This is a genomic window from Ferruginivarius sediminum (assembly GCF_003344765.1).
GTDB lineage: Bacteria > Pseudomonadota > Alphaproteobacteria > Kiloniellales > Rhodovibrionaceae > Ferruginivarius > Ferruginivarius sediminum.
Window position 1 is genome coordinate 40,609 of sequence record NZ_QPMH01000004.1, and the last position, 17,467, is coordinate 58,075.

The window sequence follows — 17,467 nt, forward strand, 5'->3', positions numbered from 1 at the left end:
GACTTGTTAAGCGTCCTCTTGCGGAAAACCCGCCGGGACGCCGAATCCGGGCGGGACGACGGCCAGGGCCTTGAACAGCCTACCCATCTGCTGCGGTGCCGTCAGCCGCTTCACGGCCTCATCGATGTCGTTCCGCTGGCGTGGACTCGCATTCGCCTTCAGGATGTCCGCGCGCTGACGCAGACCCAGGCCAAGCAGGAAGTCTCCCTGACCGACCGGGCCGTGCACCTCCGCACCTGCCTCACGGGCGGCCCGCACCAGCGTAGGGAAATCGACGTGGGCCGTCAGGTCCGCCTCGCCCGGCGTGTCCAGCACGTCGGCGCGGCGGTGCCGTTGCACGGCCTGGAGCGTCGGCTCGGCCGCCGGCGCCGCCCGGCCGTAGTCCACCGCAAGCACAGCACCGCCATGTGTCGCGACCCGGCGCGCCAGCTCGTGCATGACGGAGATCGCGGCAGGCGAGATCTCCACCACGGCGCCAGTCTCGGCTCCGCGCAGGGCCTCGGGCACGTAAGCTTCGGCCTGCGGACCTGGCGCGGCAAGCGCGAAGGCGAGGCGGTCGGCATCGGGGTCGTAGCCCACCATGCGCTCGCACCAGCCGCGGGGCGTCTTCTCGAACTGCCGTATCGGAAGCGCGTCGAAAAACTCGTTGGCGATGGCGAGGACGGGGGTTTCGGGAAGCTCCGCCACCTCGGCGTGCCAAATGACGTCTACGTCCCGCAGCGTGTCCCTTTGGCGGGCACGGAGGGCGGGGCTCAACTCAACGAGATGCAGCCGCAGCGCGTCACGGAAGCCTGGCAGCATACCGGCCGCGCGTAGGGCGTCGCTCATCAGGGTGCCGCGTCCGGGTCCCAATTCAGCCAGGACAACCGGGTCCGGCATGCCCAGGCGCTGCCACGCCTCGGCGCACCACAGGCCGATCAACTCCCCGAACATCTGGCTGATTTCCGGGGCTGTCACGAAGTCGCCGGCCGCGCCGAAGGGGTCGCGCGTGCTGTAGTAACCCTGGGACGGGTGCGTCAGGACCTCGGCCATGTACTCCGCGACGGTGATCGGGCCGGAGAGCGCAATCCGCCGCTTCAAGCGGTCCAGAGGGCCAGTGCTCGTCATGCCCGTTCGGCCGTGCGGCGGCGGGTCCAGACGAGAATTCCCACGCCCACCGCCATCATCGGCAGCGACAGGATCTGCCCCATCGTCGTGCCGAAGACGAGGAATCCGAGGAAGGCATCCGGCTCGCGGAAGAACTCGACGATGAAGCGGGCCAGGCCATAGCCCAGCAGGAATACGCCGGAGGCCGTGCCGGGCTTGTGCAGGCAGCCGCGCCGTTGCAGGACGAAGAGGACGGCGAACAGGACCGCGCCCTCCAGCAGCGCCTCGTAGATCTGGCTGGGATGGCGCGCGACCGGCCCGCCGGCGGGAAACACCATCGCCCAGGGCACATCCTCGGCCGGGCGGCCGTAAAGCTCGCCATTGATGAAGTTCGAGACGCGGCCGAAGAACAGGCCTATCGGCGTGGCGCAGGCGACGATGTCGGTCAGCGCGAAGAAGCCGATCCCCCGCTTGCGGGCGAACAGGTACATCGCCCCGATCATGCCGAGAAGCCCGCCGTGGAAGGCCATGCCGCCGTGCCACAGGAACGCGATGCTGAGTGGGTTCGAGAGGTAGTAGCCCGGCTGGTAGAACAGGACATAGCCCAGGCGTCCGCCCAGCACCACGCCCAGCGTCGCCCACAGCAGGAAGTCGTCGAACGCCTCCATCGTCAGCGCCTTCGAGGGCGACTTCGTGCTCAGCGCCCGGCAGTACCGCCAGCCCAGGAGCAGCCCGGCGATATAGGCCAGCGCGTACCAGCGGATGGCCAGCGGGCCAAGCTCGATCGCGATCGGGTCGATCTGCGGGTAGGGAAGGGTCAGGAACATGATCGGGACGCACCGGCGCTCATACGTAGGGGTCGTCGCGCAGCAGGAAGTCCTGCACATAGCGCCGCACGCCGTCCTCCAGCTCGGTGAAGGGGCGCATATAGCCGGCGCCGCGCAAACGGCCGAGGCTGGCCTGCGTGAAGTATTGGTACTTGTCGCGAATCGCCTCCGGCGTGGGAATGAATTCGATCCGCTCCTTTTCGTCCATCGCCGCGAAGACGGCCTTCGCGAGGTCCAGGAAGGTACGCGCCCGGCCGGTGCCGACGTTGAACAGGCCGCTGCCGACCTCGCCGTCCAGGCACGCCAGCACGACGTCGACGCAATCGTCGACGTGGACGAAGTCGCGCAACTGCTCACCGTCGGCATAGTCGGGGTGGTGCGACTTGAACAGCTTCGCGGCCTCGCCACGCCGGATTTGCTGGAACAGGTGCCAGGCGACGCTGGCCTGCCCGCCCTTGTGGTACTCGTTCGGGCCGTAGACGTTGAAGAACTTCAGCCCGACCCAGTGCGGCGGCGCGGCCTCTCCCTCGCTTACTCTTCGCGCAACCCAGCGGTCGAAGATCTGCTTGCTCCAGCCATAGCCGTTCAGCGGGCGCAGGGTGGCCAGGTGGTCCGGGTCGTAGCCGTCCTCGAAGCCCTTGGCGCCGTCGCCGTAGGTCGCCGCCGAGGAGGCGTAGATCAGCGGCACCCGCACCTCGGCGCACCAGTCCCAGAGCGCGCGGGAGGGGTGGTAGTTGTTGGCCAACAGGCGGTCGCCGTCGCGCTCCGTGGTTGCCGAGATCGCGCCCATGTGGACCACCGCCTGCAGGCTGTCGCCGTACCCTTCCAGCGCCTCGCCCAGGCTCTCCGGCGGGAGGATGTCCTCAAGCTCGCGCTTGGCCAGGTTCTGCCACTTCTCGTTCTCGCCAAGCCGATCGCAGACGATAACGCGCGCACCGCGTCGTTCCAGCGCGGCCACGATGTTGGAGCCGATGAAGCCGGCACCGCCGGTCACGAGGTACATAGTCTGACGTCCGGTTCCGTGGGTGTTGGGCCTGCGTTTCCAGGCGTCGGCAAGCTGCCGGTCCGCCCCTTATAGAAGCCGCGGTACGGCACCATCAAGCGTGGCGGCGCGAAACTGCCGAAGGTATCGGAGAGCCGCCTTGATGGCGAGCCATGCGGCGCCCATACTTTGTTCGGTACTTTTGTTTCGCGCCCGGGCCGGCCGCAGGCCCGGCGCAAGCCGTTTTTTTGGAGGAATGCCGCCATGCAAAGCCAGAATCGCCTGTTCGACGATCTTGCGCGCGTCGCCAGCGGCGCGCTCGGGGTTGCCAGCGGCATGCGAAGCGAGGTCGAGGGCCGCCTGCGCGAGCAGTTCGAGCGGATCATGTCGCAGATGGACCTCGTCACGCGGGAGGAATACGAGGTCGTTCAGGCGATGGCCCAGCGGGCGCGCGAGGAGCAGGAAGAACTCGCGGAGAAGGTTGAGAAGATGGAGGCCCGGCTGGCGGAACTGGAGAAGCGCGGCAGTGCGCCCAAGCCCCGCGCAAAGGCCGCGAGCCGGACGAGCAAGACGAAAAGTACCTCGGCCGGGACGAAAGGTCCCGCCGCTTCCGGCAAGGGCGGTAAATCCGGATCCGACCAAGCCGGGACGTGAGAGGCGGGGGCACATCAGCCCGGCGATCTTCATGAAGCGCCCGGCGGCCCCGCGATACGACCGCGGGGCCGCCGTGCTTCCAGTTGGCTATGACGTCGGCAGAACGACTGAGTCGATGACGTGGATGACGCCGTTACTGGTTTCGATGTCGGCCAGGATGACGGTGGCCTGATCCACCATCACGCTGCCTCCCGTGGCGTCGACGGAGAGCTTGCTGCCCTCGGCCGTGTCGACGGTGGCCTTCTTGCCGGCGATGTCCGAGGACATGATCTTGCCGGGCACCACGTGGTACTTGAGGATCGCCTGAAGCTTCGACTTGTTCTCCGGCTTCAACAGATCGTCCAGCGTACCGGCGGGAAGCTTCGCGAAGGCATCGTTCGTCGGAGCGAACACGGTGAAGGGGCCCTCGCTCTTCAGCGTCCCGGCCAGATCGGCCGCGGTGACGGCCGTCACCAGAGTCTTGAAGCGCTCATCCCCGGCGGCCGTATCGACAATGTCCTTTTTCATCGCACCGGCGAAAGCCGTGGCGCTTACAGCCATGATGGCGATGACGGCAAGGGCGGATGTAATTCGACGAAGTCGCATTTCCATAAACCTCGTTTGACGTCGTGCCCGATGTCCGATGTACGCATCGACCGGCGCCTTGGATGTTCGATGCCGGCCGTCGATACTGCCGTCGCTGACCGATGGCCCTGGTGTTCACAACATATGTTATTACTCAATCGATCGATTATGTTTGAAAATCAACGGACCACGAGAAGTGCTGAAAAAGGTCACTGGTCAAAGCCGCCGATAGTGTGTCCAATATCGACCGAACTAGACTTTCGTTCTATCTGCCGGCGTCCGATGCGTCATTGGATATTCCTTGAACTTGTGTCAGTTCGTCAGTAGAAACGGGATGGGCAGGGATGAACTTTGCCCGCGGCACACGGGCGGTACGCAGACAGGGGGGGGTGCGTTGTTCCGAACATTCGCTGAAACGTCGCGCCGACAGGTAAGCATTGGGCGAACGGCGGCGACGGGCGCCGTTCTCTGTGTCCTGTTGTCGAGTTCATCTGCTTTTGGCCAGGACGTGCAAAGCGCCGAGGCGCGGCCTGATTACGATCTTATCCTGGAACGCCTCGACCGGCAGGATCGCCGCCTGTCGGAGCAGGATCGCCGCCTTGCCGAGCAGCAGCGGGAGATCGAGCGGCTCCGCGAGGCACTTGCCGACGGCGACGGGCCGCGCACAGCGGTTTTCACGCCGCCCGATCCGGGCGAGGAGGGCTCTGGCCTGCGCTTCGTCCAGGACGAGGAGCCTGTCGCTCCGGTCGCCCCCGGCGGTGCGGAAGGCGAAGGGCCTGTCGCGCCGGCCCAGCCGCGCGAGGAAGGCGAACAGCCGCTGACCGGCGCCGAGGCCCGGCCGGAGGCCGAGCGCCCGACCGAACAGCTTCTGGTCGAACGCGGCGGCGTCCTGCTTCCCCAGGGCACCCTGCAGATCGAGCCCAGCTTCGAGTACGAGCACTCCTCCCGCGACCGTGTGGCGATCAACGGCTTCACGATCTTCGACGCGATCATTATCGGTAGTATCCGGGTCGACGATCTCGAGCGCGATATCCTTACCGCCGCGTTGACAACCCGCTATGGCATTACCAATCGGCTGCAGGCGGAGGTTCGGGTTCCCTATGTATATCGCAGCGACCAGGAAATTCTGGGTGTCGGCACGAACGACGAGCGGACACGCGAGATTGATAACTACGACCTGGGCGATATCGAGGCGAACCTCTCGTATCAGGTACTGAGCCAGCGGGATTGGATTCCCGCGACCATCTTACGGGCGGAAGCGCGGTTCCCGACAGGTAAGGATCCGTTCGAAATCGAGCGCGTGCAGGTGGGGCCTGACAGCCAGCGCCTCACCGAGCCGCCGACAGGCTCGGGATTCTACGGTGTCGGGCCGTCGGCGACCTTCGTTTGGCGGTTGGACCCGGCGGTTGCTTTCTCCGGTGTGGGCTACACCTTCAACCTGACAAAGGAATTCAGCGAGTTCGGCGAGATTGACCCGGGCGATACTTTCGAGTGGTTCGTCGGCACAAATATCGCGTTGAGCGAACTGGTATCGCTGAACCTTTCCTTCGTGAACCAGATCACCTTCAAGACGGAGCAGGAAGGACGGGAAACGCCCGGTTCGGATTCCAACGACGCGCGATTGGTTCTCGGAAGCTCGATCGGGCTTTCAGAGCGGATGTCGCTTGTCGCCTCCGCGGGCGCCGGCCTGACCGAGGACTCGCCTGACTTCAACTTCACGGTGAGCGTACCAATCTCGCTTCAGGTCTTCGACTGATCGCGCCGTAGGCGGCGAAGGCCGCGGAATCGGCGCCGTCGGACCGAGGCATAAGAACAGCCCGCAGGATTCAATGTCCTGCGGGCTGTCGTTATCTGAATGCCCTGTCGGCCGTCAGTTCGTGGCGATCTGTTTCATCGCCTGCTTGACGAACCGATTATCGACGAAGCCGCCAAGCTTTGGGATCTCCTTGATCGCTCCGGCTTGTTTCAGGCCCCATGCGTTGTATTCGGCATCCTTGATGGCGTTGTCGGTCCATTCGTGGAGCTTGTCGTAACGTTGCAGCCCGATCCAGTTGGCGACGAGCTGCTCGGGTACGGTGACGCCATGACGGTGAAGGAATATACGCAACAGCTGCGCGGAATCCTTGGGGTTCTCATGAATGTAGCGTTGCGCGGCCAGCCAGGCATTTACGACCCGCTGCGCGACCTCGGGCTCGTTCTTGATGAATCGGCCGCTGGCAAGTACCGGCATCGCCCCCACGGCGCCCAGGTTTTTTTGGACGTCCTGGGGATTCAGCACCGCCTTGGCTTGGCCCGCGCCAATGATAGGTCCGGTGATATGGCCCATGTCAAAGACGGCATCGGCGCGCCCGTCGGGCAGCGCCGTTGCAAGTTGGTCGGCGGGCATCTGTAGGATTCGGACGCTGTCTGGCGACAGACCTTCAAGGTTCAGTATGCGCATCAGGAACGGCAAGGCCGCCGAGCCTTCGCCAACCGCGACGGTCCTGCCTTTCAGGTCCTTGATCGTGGAGATGCCGGAATTCGGGGGCGCGACGAGCTGCATCTGCGTGCCCCAGGAGTTCACCGCAATTGCCTTTGCGTTCGTACCGGCGGCGGCGAGTGAAATGAACGCCCGTTGCGGCAGGACCGCGATATCCGTCGAATTGGCCTGCAATGACTGCGCGACAGCGCCGGCCGAGTTCGCCGCCACGCCGCTGACGATCAGCCGCTGGCGGGTGAAGAAACCTCTTTCCACGGCCACGACGACGGGAAGGGCATCCCAGCCCGTTGAGTACGATAGACGCACAAGGCGGAAGCTGTCGTTGTCCTGAGCCGTCGCCACGGACCCGAACGAGACGACGATCACCATGAGTAATGACAAGGCCAAGCGTCTGCCAAGATGGACGAACATCTTTCACGTTCCTCTTACGCTGACATCGGTTTCACGCCTTCCGGCGATGCCGCCCGCTCCGACTCTGACGAAGCTTGGCCGGTTCGCCGAGATGTCCGATGGCATTAGCCAATGCGTCTATCCACCGAAGTGGTATTCCCGGTCAGGCAGGCTCAATTGTTAAAGCCCAGCAGGTTGCTCTGCGGTGGGTTGATCGTGATGTTGACGTTCAGAACGTTCCTCACCGTGTTGAAGTCGCCCCGCACGTTGGCAAGCTGCAATACCCCATTGAAGTTAGCGAAGTTCCCGAAGCCGGAGCTTACCTGGACCTGACTGGGTCCCAGTTCGCTGACGGTGAAGCCATCGGGCAGGCTTGCGGACGATGCCTGGTCCACCGTGCTGTCGAAGAAGCCCGAGAACAGGACGCCGGCACCGCCCCGCAGTCCGCCAAGCTCGCTGTCCTTGACGGGATGGACCCACGCGGCCTCATTCGTGCCGAACGCGGCCTGCAGGTCGGCGTCGTTCATGCCGGCGAGCGCAGCGCCCGGTGCAACGGCGGCAGTCACAAGCGTAACGACGGCGGTCTTACGAAACATGGCTCATTCTCCGAGTTCTCGGCCGCGCGAAGCGGCCGTTTGCCACGTCAGAATTCTCCCGGTAGCGGGCGAATGTTGCTCAGCACTGGGTTGAGGAGGACGACCAGCTCGCGCGTCGGCGGCGCCGCGCCGGCCTCCAGCTTGAAGCCACTGGCGCTGAGGTCCCGGCGGACGAAAACCAGGACAACGCCATTCCATTCCTCGTCGAAGTCCTCGAGCGAGCGGACCCGGTTGCCGAAGGCAGGATCGGCAACGAATACGCGACCGTTGCGCACTCCCTTTATGACGACGAAATGGTTGTAGCCCCGGATGTTGGTCAGGGTGATCGCGGGGACCTTGAGTTTTTGCAGTTTTTCCACTTCATCGATGCGGAAGCCGCCGACGGCAAATCCACGCGATTCGCCGTACTCCTTGAGCTCAAGCATCGAAAAGCCGGACTTCGCGATCTTCTTCTGCTGTTCCTGATCTGCCTGAGCGACGATGGTATCGATGACCTGTTTTTCGTCGGTCGGCACATCCCATCCGTGCTTTAGAAGCGTGGCCACCGCGGCGGCGCCACAGCTCAGGTCGTAAGCCTGGCGGATGACCTGATCGAAACGCAGGTCGGTGTATGTCTTGACCGGCGCATTGACCAGTCCACCGGAGGGGAGGGCGACAGGCTGTTGCGCGGTGGCGGCGGCTGGCGCGAGAAAGAGCGACACCGCCAGAACGCTCGCTGCCATTCGATTGATCCCGAAGGCCGTGCGCATCTTTTGCTTCCCCCGTTTCGTTTCTCGTTCTTCAGCGGCTTGGCGAGACAGAGACACCAAGCACATTGGCGACCTGATTGAAGTTGCCGACGACGCGGTTCACTTGCGCGACGCCCGTGAAGTTGTTGAAGGAGTTGTTGGTCTGGATACTGTTTTCAGTGGGTTTGTTCTCGACGAGCTCGTTGTCGCCTTCGTCGCCGACCTGCGCGAGCACGGCCTCGCTGAGCAGCGTTGCCGCCGGGCCGGCGTCGGCGCCGAATGTCAGTGCGACCACGTTCGCTTGATTGTTCAGATTGCCGGCAACCTGATTCACACCAAGGATACCGACAATGTTATTGAAACTGTTGTTGATGCCGACGCTGAGCCGGTCGATCGAGGTAGTCAGCGAATTCGCGTCAAGGCGCTGGACGACGTCCGCGTCATTGATCCGCAGCGCGCCGACATCGGCACCGGCAAAGGCGACCGCGACCACGTTTCCCTGGTTGTTGAGCAGGCCCGCGTTCTGGTTGACCCCAATAACGCCGGTGTTGTCATTGAAGCTGTCGCTGATCGTGGCGCGGCGTTCGGGCGTTGCGTCGGCGGCCTGATTGCCGCTCAGCACCTGCTCGGCAAGCGCGTTGCTTGAGAGCACGGCACCGGCGTCTTCAAGGGCCTGTTCCATGGCGGCGGCGTCGTGGACATCCCAGATCGCGTCCCACGCCAGCGCCTCGCCATATGCGGCCAGTTCCTCCGTCGTCGGCTCGCTTGCATCAGTTGCGTCCTGGGCCAGGGCGATGCTGCAGGGCATTGCAAGCATGGGCACCGTGGCAAGCAGCAAGCTTCGGAGCATCGCGCGAACCTCCTGAGCCTGGGCCCTTCATCAGGCCCGAGCCAGCCCGCCTCCGCACCGATTGCCGCCGCGGACCGGGCTCGTGAAAGGAGAGAGGGGCGGAAGGCCGCAAGCACTCGCGTGAACTGGGCGAGGCAACGGCCTTCCGCCGTGACACCAGTCGTCAACCCGCGATCACGTTCCGGGCACGCCGACGGTCGCGCTCGAGCGGAGAGCCGAGAACGAGACGGCGTTGGCCTGGTTGTTGAACGAGCCGACGGACTGGTTGCCGGCGATCACGCCCTGGTTGCCATTCACGGAGCCGCGGATGACGTCGAGCTTGACCGTGTTGACGTCCTCCAGGGTGTTGTTGGAGTTCTCCTGGCCGAGGTCGGCCTCGGAGAGAGCCAGCACCGAGCCGATGCCCACCGAGACGGCGATGTTGTTGGACTGGTTGAGGCCGTTGCCGGTGGCCTGGTTGATGCCGATGATGCCGGAGTTGTTGTTCACCGAGTCCCGGATCGCGGCCGTCTTGTCACGCACCAGGTTGTCCGGCGTGAGGTCTCCCTCCGGGTCGATCCGCCGCAATTCGCTCAGGTGCTCTTCCTGGTTCTCGGTGTTGCGCTGCTCGGTAGACGCCTCGGAATGGGCGAACGAGGGCGCGGCGTCGGCCGCTTCGACATCCTGCTGAATGATGGCGGTCGACACCACGTTGGCCTGGTTGTTGACGTTGCCGGCATCCTGGTTCAGGCCCAACACGCCCTGGTTGTCGCTGACCGAGCCATCCATCGTGGCGCTCAGGTTGAGCATGAAGTTGAAAAAGCCGTCCTGGCCTTGAGGCGCATTGGTGCTACGGCCGATTTCGTTGCGCTCGTTCACCTGGTTGTTGATGGAGAAGGCTTCGGCCGCGGAGACCAGATTGCGGGCGAAGTCGGAGTCGATGACAACGTTCTTGTCCTTGGTCACGTTGATATCGACCGTGACGTTCTTGTCCTTCGCGATATCGGCGAAGACGAAGACATCGGCGCTGGCCGGCGCGGCGGCGAGGCCCACGCCAAGCGCGAGCGCGCTCGTCAGAGTTGCCAGTTTGAGGGTTTTCATGGCTTTACGTTCCCTGCTCGTGTGATCCCGCATCTGCTGCCTTAGCCGCCGTTGGCCGGCTGCACGCCGGCGAGCGAGAACACGTTGCCCTGGTTGGCCAGGTTGCCGACGGACTGGTTGACGCCGATGACGCCGGCGTTGCCGTTGAGCGAGCCGTTGATGGTGGCGGCCTTGTTGATGCCGTCGCCCGCGGGTCCGCCGTCCGGCCCGGTGCCGTCGGACTCGCCGACGAAGTTGCCGGTGGTCCACTGGCCCAGGTCGGCCTCGGAAAGGGCCACGCCCTCGTCCGCGAAGGCGACGGCGAGCGAGAGCTCGTTGACCTGGTTGTTCATGTTGCCGGCGCTCTGGTTCAGGAACAGCACGCCCGTGTTGCCGTTGCCGGACGCGATCAGGCGGGCGTCACGGAACAGGATGTTGACGCTGTCGACCGTATTGGCGCCGTCATCACGGTCGCCGTTGATCTGCTCCGCGCTGGCTTGCGCTTCGGCGAAGCCGGTCTCCTCGGGGTCGACCTGGTCGCCGTCGCCGGGGACGAAGTTGTCCACGGACGCGGAGACGGCGTTGGCCTGGTTGTTCATGTTGCCGGCCGCCTGGTTCCAGGTGACGAGGCCGGAGTTGGTATTGAAGGAATCGTTGATGATGTCCTGTTTCTCGGCGCAGTTCGTGCAGGCCTCGTTGTTCTCGTTGCGCTGATTGACCAGGGCCAGCGATTCCGCGGCCTTCAGGGCGTTGTTGTCGACGAAGGCGTCGATGTTGACGAACTTGTCGACGTTGATCGTCTCGTTGACGTTGACGGTCTTCACCTTGTCGATCGTCGCGTTCACGAAGACGTCCGCCTGGACCGCCCCGGCATAGCCGAGGAGACCAAGCATTGCCGTTCCGACTAGAAGTGTCTTCTTCATGGTTCCGAACTCCGTATCTGAGGGAGCCTAAGTTCCAGGCCGTTGCCCGGGCTTAAGTCCCGGGCACGCCGACGGTCGCGCTCGAGCGGAGAGCCGAGAACGAGACGGCGTTGGCCTGGTTGTTGAACGAGCCGACGGACTGGTTGCCGGCGATCACGCCCTGGTTGCCGTTCACGGAGCCGCGGATGACGTCGAGCTTGACCGTGTTGACGTCCTCCAGGGTGTTGTTGGAGTTCTCCTGGCCGAGGTCGGCCTCGGAGAGGGCCAGCACCGAGCCGATGCCCACCGAGACGGCGATGTTGTTGGACTGGTTGAGGCCGTTGCCGGTGGCCTGGTTGATGCCGATGATGCCGGAGTTGTTGTTCACCGAGTTCCGGATCGCGGCCGTCTTGTCACGCACCAGGTTGCCCGGTGTGAGGTCTCCGTCCGGGTCGATCCGCCGCAATTCGCTCAGGTGCTCTTCCTGGTTCTCGGTGTTGCGCTGCTCGGTGGACGCCTCGGAGTGGGCGAAGGAGGGCGCGGCATCGGCCGCTTCGACATCCTGCTGGATGATGGCGGTCGACACCACGTTGGCCTGGTTGTTGACGTTGCCGGCATCCTGGTTCAGGCCCAGCACGCCCTGGTTGTCGCTGACCGAGCCATCCATCGTGGCGCTCAGGTTGAGCATGAAGTTGAAGAAGTTGTCCTGCACCGGCGCATTGGTGCTACGGCCGATTTCGTTGCGCTCGTTCACCTGGTTGTTGATGGAGAAGGCTTCGGCCGCGGAGACCAGATTGCGGGCGAAGTCGGAGTCGATGACAACGTTCTTGTCCTTGGTCACGTTGATTTCGACCGTGACGAACTTCTCCTTGAGGATGTTTCCGGTGACGAAGACATCGGCGCTGGCCGGCGCCGCGGCGAGGCCCACGCCAAGCGCGAGCGCGCTCGTCAGAGTTGCCAGTTTGAGGGTTTTCATGGCTTTACGTTCCCTGCTCGTGTGATCCCGTATCTGCTGCCTTAGCCGCCGTTGACCGGCTGCACGCCGGCGAGCGAGAACACGTTGCCCTGGTTCGCCAGATTGCCGACGGACTGGTTGACGCCGATGACGCCGGCGTTGCCATTAAGCGACCCGTTGATCGTGGCGGCCTTGTTGATGCCGTCGCCGGCGGGATCGCCGCCCGGCACGCTGCCGTCGGACTCGCCGACGAAGTTGCCGGTGGTCCACTGGCCCAGGTCGGCCTCGGAAAGGGCCACGCCCTCGTCCGCGAAGGCGACCGCGAGCGAAAGCTCGTTGACCTGGTTGTTCATGTTGCCGGCGCTCTGGTTCAGGAACAGCACGCCCGAGTTGCCGTTGCCGGACGCGATCAGGCGGGCGTCACGGAACAGGATGTTGACGCTGTCGACGGTGTTGGCGCCGCCCTCTCCGTCGCGGTCGCCGTTGATCTGCTCCGCGCTGGCCTGCGCTTCGGCAAAACCAGTAGGCTCGGATTCCGGATCTCCGCCGTCATCGCCGTCGCCGGGCACGAAGTTGTCCACGGAGGCGGAGATGGCGTTGGCCTGGTTGTTCATGTTGCCGGCGGCCTGGTTCCAGGTGACGAGGCCGGAGTTGGTATTGAAGGAATCGTTGATGATGTCCTGCTTCTCGGCGCAGTTCGTGCAGGCCTCGTTGTCCTCGTTGCGCTGATTGACCAGGGCCAGCGATTCCGCGGCCTTCAGGGCGTTGTTGTCGACGAAGGCGTCGATGTTGACGAACTTGTCGACGTTGATCGTCTCGTTGACGTTGACGGTCTTCACCTTGTCGATCGTCGCGTTCACGAAGACGTCCGCCTGGACCGCCCCGGCATAACCGAGCACGCCCAGAACAGCCGTACCCGCCAAGAGTGCTTTCCTCATGGACTATTACCCCCTGTTTCGAGGTGCCTCTGCCCGCAGTCGACGGGCGAGATTATCTTGCGCCTCGGCATGGCCCGGGTGCCTTAAAAGGCTTTAGAGAGCCGCGTGGAATTCCATAATATTGCAGCGTTTTCTTTGTTTTGTTGCTTGCCGGTAACAGAAGCGTTTCCGTTTGTCCTGCCGCTGCGCCTTTGAAGGGTGGATACCCGCCGTTTCACGTGGGTTCCGCTCAGCGGACGCCGGCCACGTGTTCCAGTTCGCGGCGGTCGGTGAACTCGAACATCTTGCCGTGGTAGTCGATGATGCCGTCCCGCTGCAGCGCCCGGAGGACGTGGTTCAGGCGGACGTTCGTCAGGCCGCAGGCATCGGCGAGGTCGTTCTGCGTCAGCGGCAGATAGAGGTTCGTACCGTCGACGTAGGCCGGGCTGTAGGTCAGCGCCTGGTCGAACAGGTCGAGCAGCAGGAAGGCGACGCGCTGGCGTGCTCCGCCCCGGCCCATCAAGTCCACTCGTATCAGCAAGCGGTCGCGCTGATGGGCCAGGGTGGCGGCGAGCGAGTCCAGAAGCAGCATGTCCTGCCGGACCGCGTCGCGGAAATCGTGCTTTGAGAAAACGCAGAGCGACGCGTTGGTCAGCGTCTCCAGCCCGTACTGCGGGGAATCCGGCCGTGGCATGTCGAAGCCGGCGAATGCGCCCGGCATCAGGATGTCGAGGATCTGGCGGTGGCCGGACGGCGCCGTGGCAACGACGGCAAGCCAGCCATCAAGGACGTTATAGACATAATCCGACGATACGCCCTCGTCGATGACCTTGTAGCGCGCGCGAACGATGCGGTCTTCCATCTTGAGGCGCTGCACCGCGGCCAGGTTCCGGTCGGCGTGCGGTCGGCACACCGTGGTGTGCCGGACCGGACAGTCCGAGCAGCCCATCGGGACGACCGGCTTGTGCTGTGCCACTACTCGCCCACTGGGAATCGCCGGACTCGCGTCATGTCCGGGTGCTGTGCTGTCCGCAAGTGCGTCCTTGCCTCTCATCCCGACCCCATCATTCTGGGCGCCCCCGGATCCGATTGGTTACAAGTCGCGTCAAACGATGCTTCAATAAAATATTTTAAAGTCGCGGACTAAAAATCGTCCGAATCGAAATTCCGCATTCTATTTGGCGTATTTATTGATTTTGCAATCGTATTCGCTTAATTTAGCTGTGGCGCATCTGCATAAGCGAACGAATGCGCCCAGCCCGCGGTTGCTGCAAAATTTGAGGTAGGGCATGCCTGGAAATGTCGCCGCTCGGGCGCAAGACACGCCCTGTCCGACGGACGGGGCGCCGTTCGAAAACGCGGCCGACGCCCTTCGCGAACTCGCGCGTTTCGTCGGCGAAGCGAAAATCGACGAGATCAAGATCGATCATCGTGGTGGTTCCAAGCACTGTGTCACAGTCAACACTTGCGAGGCGACGCAGGCTGTCTTCGACTTTGCCGATCGGGCCAGCGCAGTCGAGTTCTACCATCGCGCATGGGGCCGTTTCGGACCGCTGACATAGCGCCTCCTCAATCGCTTCGGCCGCCAGATATCTACGCGGTTGGTTCGCAGCCGCCTCTCTTGCGTCGACCTACGTGGCCACGAAGGGGCATCGAACCGGCATTCCCTACGCTTGGGATCCCCGTCCCGTTCCGGATCGTCCGCCAAGCCATCTGTTGGCACGGGCTCCGGCTGCCTGTCCTTCACCAGCGCAGTATGATGCCATCGTTGCGAGGCTGAACAAGTGGAATAAAGTAGTGTTCACATGCAATAGTATCATCGTTATACCTCTCTCGATACAATTGCAAATATCTGTTTATATACGTTTTTCGCACGGGGGTTTTCAGGACGTCGGGTTCAAGTATTGTTGGTTGTAGATACGAAGCTGGTGACGACCAGTAGCACACAGACGTATACGAGTTGTTGGCGTGCCGGAACAGACGTGGGGACAGGCAAGGTGAAGAGGTGCATAATTATACTTATAGTATCATAATATCTTGTGATGGAAACCAAATCCACGCGTGATGTTTTGCAATCATGCCCTAAATGCATCCCCGGTATACATTGAAATGAAAAGCCCGATCGGCTACAAGGCGCGCCGGCTGAAAGTGGGAAGTGCTTGGGAATTCAGGGGATGACTGAGGAATCTTGTGTGGAAGCATCCGAAGCCCTGGTCGACAGTGATGCATATTTGCATACGGTTTACGCGGAATTTGAGAAATGCAACGCATTGCGCGGCCAGTTGCAGTGTCAAATGGCCGAGCTTCGCGCCAAGGTCCGTGGCGATCTGGATGCGGGCGAATGGCTGCTCGCGGATGTTTTCGAAACGACGGACGACCGGTCGCCCCATGCGCTTGTAGCCGAGTTTCTTGACCGGACGGCGCGCGAGGACGAGGAACTTGACCGCCTTGGCTACTTCGAAATCCAGGCCAGGGCGAACTTAGCACTTGATTGTGCCGGCCGACTGGCAAACCGCATTTTCGCCGCGAAGGCCCGTTCGCTGTCGGGTGTTCTCGTGAAATACGCGATCCTGCGCCGGGCGATGGGCAGCCGGGGGGCGCAGGAGGACGGCGACGAACAACTCGAAGCCTTTCAGGATCAGGCACCGACGATGTGGCTCGACAGCCTGGGCCGCGACATCGAGCGTCTGGCCGGCTATGCGGTGGCGGCCACCTTCCAGGACTGCCATGGCGCTCCGCTTGCCATTGGTTCGAAAGGGTAAACCGACGGTTGGTCTTCCAAGCCGGATTATTGCCGCGTTGACACTTTCGTGAAAATCGATGGTGACACGGTGCGCAATCTGCCATTATTACGCGTACTTGAGGGGCCAGCTGCATCGGGGTTGGTTCCTACCATTGGGGTATACGCAGAGTATTGAGAGGAAAAACACCGGCGTGGCCATCGTGGCCGCGCTCTGGGTGAGGGGGCGACGATATGAATAAGGTGGCGACTTGGGCCGCGGCATCCTGCGGTCTGGCCAGTGTAGCGCTTATAAGCGCACCGGCTCTGGGAGCGGGTTTTGCGCTTAAGGAGCAATCGAGCAGCGCGCTCGGCAATGCATTCGCCGGTGCGACGGCCGAAGCCGGCGATATCAGTTACATGTTCTTCAATCCCGCCGGTCTGACCCGGCACTCCGGCAATCAGGCGACCGCGGCGATCAGCTATATCGCACCCAAGTCCGAGCCGCAGGACATGCAGGGCTCGACGATTGCAGGTCTGCCGATCACCGGCGGCGACGGCGGCGATGACATCGGCAAGGACGCGCCGGTTCCGGCGTTCTACGCCATGTTCTCGGTAAACGAGCGCTTGAAGCTTGGCCTGGGCGTCAACGCGCCGTTCGGCCTGGAAACCGATTACGCCGACGGTTGGGTTGGGCGGTATCATGGGCTGAACTCGGAACTGAAGACGATCAACATCAACCCGAACATCGCCTATCGCCTGACCGACGGCTTCTCCGTCGGCGCGGGGTTCCAGGCGCAGTATGCCGAGGCCAGCCTGTCGCAGGCCGTCGATTTCGGGTCAATCGGTGCTGCGGCGGTTGGAGCCAATCCACTCCTGGCCGGGGCGTTCCCTGTCGCACCAACCCCCACACAGCAGGATGGCAAGGCCAAACTCGAGGGTGACGACTGGGGTTATGGCTTCAACCTGGGCATCATGCTGGAGCCCTTCGAGTCGACGCGCTTCGGTCTCGCCTATCGTAGCGAGGTCTCCCACGAGCTTGACGGCGACATCGATTTCGATGCCGACAATTCGGGTGTCGCCGCCACGCTGCGTGGCCTCACTGGGCGCTTCGTCGACTCCGACGTGAAGGCCAGTCTGACAACGCCGGAATCCATAAGCGCCGGCTTCTATCACGAGTTGACCCCGAAGTGGGCCGTGATGGGCGAGGTCCAGTGGACCATGTGGGAATCCTTCGACGAACTGCGTATCCGTTTCGAGAATCCGGCGGAGGGCGACAGCGTCACCGAAGAGAACTGGAACAACGCCGTTTTCGGCGCGATTGGCGTCACCTACCGGCCGAACAGCCAGTGGGCGTTCCGCGCCGGTGCCGCTTACGACGAGTCGCCGATTCCGGACAGCACGCGCACGCCGCGCATTCCGGGCAACGATCGGCAGTGGCTTGCGATCGGCGCGCACTGGTTGCCGATGGCGGGCGTGGCACTCGATGCCGGTTACACGCACATCTTCGTCGATGAAGCGGACGTGGATTTGAGCGCGACCGATACAGGCAACACCTTCCGCGGCAACCTGAGCGGCAGCTACGACGCATCCATCGACATCGTCAGTCTTCAGGCCACGGTCAGCTTTTAGACTGTCCCATCCTGTTGTCTCACGGCGGCGCCTCTGCCCGGTTAGGGGGAGGCGCCGCTTTTTTTGTTGCCGCCATACGACGTGTGCCGCCAGCCCAGCTCGCGCCGCTCGAGGTTTCGATGCGTCA

At 63.1% G+C, this 17,467-nt stretch carries 18 protein-coding genes; 5 read left to right on the forward strand and 13 right to left on the reverse strand.

Annotated elements, in window-relative coordinates:
• Positions 1–6: 6 nt before the first annotated feature.
• Genes DRB17_RS05680 through rfaD form a run of 3 tightly spaced genes read right to left on the reverse strand, consistent with a single transcriptional unit; the run spans position 7 to position 2,916 of the window.
• Positions 7–1,107, reverse strand: coding sequence for a class I SAM-dependent methyltransferase (locus DRB17_RS05680; protein WP_114581227.1), 1,101 nt, complete (start codon positions 1,105–1,107; stop codon positions 7–9).
• A complete protein-coding gene (gene lgt, locus DRB17_RS05685; RefSeq protein ID WP_114581228.1) occupies positions 1,104–1,913 on the reverse strand; it encodes a prolipoprotein diacylglyceryl transferase in 810 nt (269 codons plus the stop codon). The genes DRB17_RS05680 and lgt overlap by 4 nt, the downstream gene beginning before the upstream one ends.
• A 19-nt stretch (positions 1,914–1,932) precedes the next feature.
• A complete protein-coding gene (rfaD, locus tag DRB17_RS05690) occupies positions 1,933–2,916 on the reverse strand; it encodes an ADP-glyceromanno-heptose 6-epimerase (RefSeq protein WP_114581229.1) in 984 nt (327 codons plus the stop codon).
• 243 nt (positions 2,917–3,159) lie between these two features.
• On the opposite strand from rfaD, the gene DRB17_RS05695 reads away from it, so the two are divergent.
• Positions 3,160–3,549, forward strand: a complete 390-nt coding sequence (locus DRB17_RS05695; RefSeq protein WP_114581230.1) for an accessory factor UbiK family protein — start codon at positions 3,160–3,162, stop codon at positions 3,547–3,549.
• A gap of 87 nt (positions 3,550–3,636) precedes the next feature.
• Here the strand turns inward: DRB17_RS05695 and DRB17_RS05700 are convergent, their stop codons facing one another.
• Positions 3,637–4,134: a fasciclin domain-containing protein gene (locus DRB17_RS05700; RefSeq protein ID WP_241503751.1), complete on the reverse strand. Its 498-nt coding sequence runs from the start codon at positions 4,132–4,134 to the stop codon at positions 3,637–3,639.
• 487 nt (positions 4,135–4,621) lie between these two features.
• Here DRB17_RS05700 and DRB17_RS05705 point away from each other — a divergent pair, with 487 nt between their 5' ends.
• Positions 4,622–5,869 carry a transporter family protein gene (locus DRB17_RS05705; RefSeq protein ID WP_114581232.1) on the forward strand — a complete coding sequence of 416 codons (1,248 nt, stop codon included), beginning with the start codon at positions 4,622–4,624 and terminating at the stop codon, positions 5,867–5,869.
• A gap of 114 nt (positions 5,870–5,983) precedes the next feature.
• Here DRB17_RS05705 and DRB17_RS05710 read toward each other — a convergent pair whose 3' ends face one another.
• The 9 genes from DRB17_RS05710 to DRB17_RS05750 form a co-directional block, all read right to left on the reverse strand.
• Positions 5,984–7,003 carry an ABC transporter substrate-binding protein gene (locus tag DRB17_RS05710; RefSeq protein ID WP_114581233.1) on the reverse strand — a complete coding sequence of 340 codons (1,020 nt, stop codon included), beginning with the start codon at positions 7,001–7,003 and terminating at the stop codon, positions 5,984–5,986.
• Between the two features lie 152 nt (positions 7,004–7,155).
• On the reverse strand, positions 7,156–7,578 hold the full coding sequence (locus DRB17_RS05715; protein WP_114581234.1) for a hypothetical protein: 423 nt from the start codon (positions 7,576–7,578) through the stop codon (positions 7,156–7,158).
• Positions 7,579–7,625: 47 nt separating this feature from the next.
• A complete protein-coding gene (locus DRB17_RS05720; protein ID WP_161958716.1) occupies positions 7,626–8,327 on the reverse strand; it encodes a C39 family peptidase in 702 nt (233 codons plus the stop codon).
• Positions 8,328–8,358: 31 nt separating this feature from the next.
• Positions 8,359–9,156 carry a hypothetical protein gene (locus DRB17_RS05725; RefSeq protein ID WP_114581236.1) on the reverse strand — a complete coding sequence of 266 codons (798 nt, stop codon included), beginning with the start codon at positions 9,154–9,156 and terminating at the stop codon, positions 8,359–8,361.
• A gap of 174 nt (positions 9,157–9,330) precedes the next feature.
• Entirely contained in the window at positions 9,331–10,236 is a 906-nt protein-coding gene (locus DRB17_RS05730) for a hypothetical protein (protein ID WP_114581237.1), read from the reverse strand.
• 41 nt (positions 10,237–10,277) lie between these two features.
• Positions 10,278–11,138 (reverse strand): hypothetical protein, encoded by an 861-nt coding sequence (locus DRB17_RS05735; RefSeq protein WP_114581238.1) that lies wholly within the window; start codon positions 11,136–11,138, stop codon positions 10,278–10,280.
• A gap of 52 nt (positions 11,139–11,190) precedes the next feature.
• Positions 11,191–12,093 carry a hypothetical protein gene (locus DRB17_RS05740; RefSeq protein ID WP_114581239.1) on the reverse strand — a complete coding sequence of 301 codons (903 nt, stop codon included), beginning with the start codon at positions 12,091–12,093 and terminating at the stop codon, positions 11,191–11,193.
• 41 nt (positions 12,094–12,134) lie between these two features.
• Complete coding sequence (locus DRB17_RS05745; RefSeq protein WP_147274823.1) at positions 12,135–13,010, reverse strand: hypothetical protein; 876 nt, start codon at positions 13,008–13,010, stop codon at positions 12,135–12,137.
• Between the two features lie 229 nt (positions 13,011–13,239).
• Positions 13,240–13,965, reverse strand: coding sequence for a Crp/Fnr family transcriptional regulator (locus DRB17_RS05750; RefSeq protein WP_161958717.1), 726 nt, complete (start codon positions 13,963–13,965; stop codon positions 13,240–13,242).
• A gap of 313 nt (positions 13,966–14,278) precedes the next feature.
• On the opposite strand from DRB17_RS05750, the gene DRB17_RS05755 reads away from it, so the two are divergent.
• From DRB17_RS05755 to DRB17_RS05765, 3 genes are all read left to right on the forward strand, one after another.
• On the forward strand, positions 14,279–14,551 hold the full coding sequence (locus tag DRB17_RS05755) for a hypothetical protein (RefSeq protein WP_114581242.1): 273 nt from the start codon (positions 14,279–14,281) through the stop codon (positions 14,549–14,551).
• A 612-nt stretch (positions 14,552–15,163) separates the two neighbouring features.
• The gene (locus DRB17_RS05760) at positions 15,164–15,751 is read left to right on the forward strand and encodes a hypothetical protein (RefSeq protein ID WP_147274824.1); all 588 of its coding nucleotides are present in this window, start codon (positions 15,164–15,166) and stop codon (positions 15,749–15,751) included.
• Positions 15,752–15,963: 212 nt separating this feature from the next.
• Positions 15,964–17,340, forward strand: coding sequence for an OmpP1/FadL family transporter (locus tag DRB17_RS05765; RefSeq protein WP_114581244.1), 1,377 nt, complete (start codon positions 15,964–15,966; stop codon positions 17,338–17,340).
• Positions 17,341–17,467: the final 127 nt, after the last annotated feature.

Excerpts from the sequence above, each read along its gene's own strand:
- DRB17_RS05680 (WP_114581227.1), bottom strand. The coding sequence starts at position 1,107 with ATGACGAGCACTGGCCCTCTGGACCGCTTGAAGCGGCGGATTGCGCTC.
- lgt (WP_114581228.1), bottom strand. The coding sequence starts at position 1,913 with ATGTTCCTGACCCTTCCCTACCCGCAGATCGACCCGATCGCGATCGAG.
- rfaD (WP_114581229.1), bottom strand. The coding sequence starts at position 2,916 with ATGTACCTCGTGACCGGCGGTGCCGGCTTCATCGGCTCCAACATCGTG.
- DRB17_RS05695 (WP_114581230.1), top strand. The coding sequence starts at position 3,160 with ATGCAAAGCCAGAATCGCCTGTTCGACGATCTTGCGCGCGTCGCCAGC.
- DRB17_RS05700 (WP_241503751.1), bottom strand. The coding sequence starts at position 4,134 with ATGCGACTTCGTCGAATTACATCCGCCCTTGCCGTCATCGCCATCATG.
- DRB17_RS05710 (WP_114581233.1), bottom strand. The coding sequence starts at position 7,003 with ATGTTCGTCCATCTTGGCAGACGCTTGGCCTTGTCATTACTCATGGTG.
- DRB17_RS05715 (WP_114581234.1), bottom strand. The coding sequence starts at position 7,578 with ATGTTTCGTAAGACCGCCGTCGTTACGCTTGTGACTGCCGCCGTTGCA.
- DRB17_RS05720 (WP_161958716.1), bottom strand. The coding sequence starts at position 8,327 with ATGCGCACGGCCTTCGGGATCAATCGAATGGCAGCGAGCGTTCTGGCG.
- DRB17_RS05725 (WP_114581236.1), bottom strand. The coding sequence starts at position 9,156 with ATGCTCCGAAGCTTGCTGCTTGCCACGGTGCCCATGCTTGCAATGCCC.
- DRB17_RS05730 (WP_114581237.1), bottom strand. The coding sequence starts at position 10,236 with ATGAAAACCCTCAAACTGGCAACTCTGACGAGCGCGCTCGCGCTTGGC.
- DRB17_RS05735 (WP_114581238.1), bottom strand. The coding sequence starts at position 11,138 with ATGAAGAAGACACTTCTAGTCGGAACGGCAATGCTTGGTCTCCTCGGC.
- DRB17_RS05740 (WP_114581239.1), bottom strand. The coding sequence starts at position 12,093 with ATGAAAACCCTCAAACTGGCAACTCTGACGAGCGCGCTCGCGCTTGGC.
- DRB17_RS05745 (WP_147274823.1), bottom strand. The coding sequence starts at position 13,010 with ATGAGGAAAGCACTCTTGGCGGGTACGGCTGTTCTGGGCGTGCTCGGT.
- DRB17_RS05755 (WP_114581242.1), top strand. The coding sequence starts at position 14,279 with ATGCCTGGAAATGTCGCCGCTCGGGCGCAAGACACGCCCTGTCCGACG.
- DRB17_RS05760 (WP_147274824.1), top strand. The coding sequence starts at position 15,164 with ATGACTGAGGAATCTTGTGTGGAAGCATCCGAAGCCCTGGTCGACAGT.
- DRB17_RS05765 (WP_114581244.1), top strand. The coding sequence starts at position 15,964 with ATGAATAAGGTGGCGACTTGGGCCGCGGCATCCTGCGGTCTGGCCAGT.